The sequence below is a fragment of the Pseudomonas sp. genome, assembly GCF_049645325.1.
In the GTDB taxonomy this organism is placed as follows: Bacteria; Pseudomonadota; Gammaproteobacteria; order Pseudomonadales; family Pseudomonadaceae; genus Aquipseudomonas.
This window is the reverse complement of sequence record NZ_JBARTQ010000530.1, coordinates 1-1,915: the sequence shown is the minus strand read 5'-3', so window position 1 is coordinate 1,915 and position 1,915 is coordinate 1. Positions and strand designations below refer to the sequence as shown.

Annotated in this window: 2 protein-coding genes; one reads left to right on the top strand and one right to left on the bottom strand. The window is 60.6% G+C overall.

What is annotated here, in order from left to right; genetic code table 11:
• A partial coding sequence (punC, locus tag WBB95_RS22460; protein ID WP_424489568.1) for a purine nucleoside transporter PunC occupies nucleotides 1–822 on the bottom strand: 822 nt, incomplete at its 3' end.
• 122 nt (nucleotides 823–944) lie between these two features.
• On the opposite strand from punC, the gene punR reads away from it, so the two are divergent.
• The gene (punR, locus tag WBB95_RS22455) at nucleotides 945–1,859 is read left to right on the top strand and encodes a DNA-binding transcriptional activator PunR (RefSeq protein WP_424489567.1); all 915 of its coding nucleotides are present in this window, start codon (nucleotides 945–947) and stop codon (nucleotides 1,857–1,859) included.
• The last annotated feature ends 56 nt before the right edge of the window (nucleotides 1,860–1,915 follow it).

The following is a 1,915-nucleotide window of genomic DNA, read 5'->3' as shown; positions in this document are numbered from 1 at the left end:
GGGCAACAGTGTTTTGCCCTGAAAGTGCTGCAAGGCGCTGCGGCAACTGTAACCACCGATCAGAAACGCCAGGGTCGGCAGCACATAGCTCAGGCCGATGTCATTCGGGCTGTAACCCATGTCGCCGAGAATGAACGGCGAAGCGGTGAGCCAGGCGAAGAAACTGGCGGAACACGCCGCAAAGATCATCACGTTGCCGGTGAACACCCGCGAGGTGAGCAACTGACCGTAACCGAGGCGCGAAGGTTCGCCCTCCTGCGCCAGACGTTTCGGCATCTTGCGCAGGAACAGCGTCGGCAACAGCAACAGCAACGACACGCCCAGCAACACACCGAAAATCGCCTGCCAGCCAAAGTGATTCAGCACCATGGCACCCAATAAGGGCGCCAGGGCCGGAGACAACGACATCAACGGCATGATGCTGGCGAACACGCGGTGCGCCTTGTCGGCCGGGTAGCGGTCAATCACCAGTGCCTGCCAACTGACGGCGGCGGAACACACACCAATCGCCTGCATAAAGCGCAACGCCAGCAGTTGCGGTGCGGTTTCGACCCAGAACATGCCGGCGCAGCCCAAGACAAACAGGCTCAGGCCCGTGAGCAGAATCGGCTTGCGCCCCCACCGGTCGGACAGCGGCCCCCACAACAACTGCCCCACGGCAAACCCGGCGAGGAAAATGCTCAAGCTGGCACCTACCGCGCCCGCACTGATGTGCAACTGATCGCCCATGGCGCCGAACGCCGGCAAGTACATGTCCATGGCCAGATAACCGAGCATGCTCAGCCCCGCCAGATACCACGTGAAACCAAAAGAATTTTTCATTGAAGCCTTGTTAACCCTGCCATCAAACTATTTGCTGACTGGCGCCCATTATGAAGCTGACAGTTTGTGTGTGAAGCGATAATAATTGGACACTCTTATCAAATATTTTGAAGGCAGCCTCCATGTGGTCCGAATACTCCCTGGATGTAGTCGATGCGGTTGCACGCCACGGCAGCTTCAGCGCCGCCGCCCAGGAATTGCACCGCGTGCCGTCGGCCATCAGCTACACCGTGCGTCAGCTGGAAGAGTGGCTGGCCGTTCCGTTATTTGTGCGCAGGCACCGCGACGTCGAACTGACGCCCGCCGGCCGTCTATTTATAGACGAAGCCCGGGGCGTGATGAAAAAAATGCTCGGCACGCGGCGGTTATGCCAGCAGGTGGCGAATGGCTGGAGCGGTCAGCTCAAGGTCGCAGTCGACTCCATCGTCAAACCCCAGCGCTGCCGGCAACTGGTATTGGACTTCTATCGGCAATTCCCCGAGGTGGAGTTGCTGCTGGAATACGAGGTGTACAACGGCGTGTGGGACGCCCTGGCCGATGAGCGCACCGACATCGTGATCGGCGCCACCAGCGCAGTGCCGGTGGCCAGCCATTTCACCTTCCGCGACATGGGCTTGTTGAACTGGCTGTGTGTGGTCAGCGCCAAGCACCCACTGGCAGCGATGGACGGCTTGCTAAATGACGATCAACTGCGCCCGTTCGCATCGTTGTGCATGACCGACACCTCGCGCAACCTGCCCAAGCGCGACACCTGGACCCTGGATAACCAGCGCCGCCTGGTGGTGCCCAACTGGGCCTCGGCAATAGATTGCCTGCGCGATGGCCTGTGCGTCGGCATGGCGCCGGCACATCAAGTGTTGCCGTGGATCGAACGCGGGGAACTGGTAGCGCTGCAACTGAGCCGGCCGTTTCCGGCCAGCCCGTCGTGCGTGGCGTGGGCGCAGAGTCGGCTGTCGCCGGCCATGAGTTGGTTGCTGGAGTATCTGGGGGATAGAGATACGATGAACCAGGAATGGCTGAATGGGGCAGATCTCTAAAGGGTGGTGGCGATCCCCTGTGGGAGCGGGCTTGCTCGCGAATGCAGTGTGTCAGC

Coding starts and splice junctions, on each gene's coding strand:
- punR (WP_424489567.1), top strand. CDS start 945: ATGTGGTCCGAATACTCCCTGGATGTAGTCGATGCGGTTGCACGCCAC.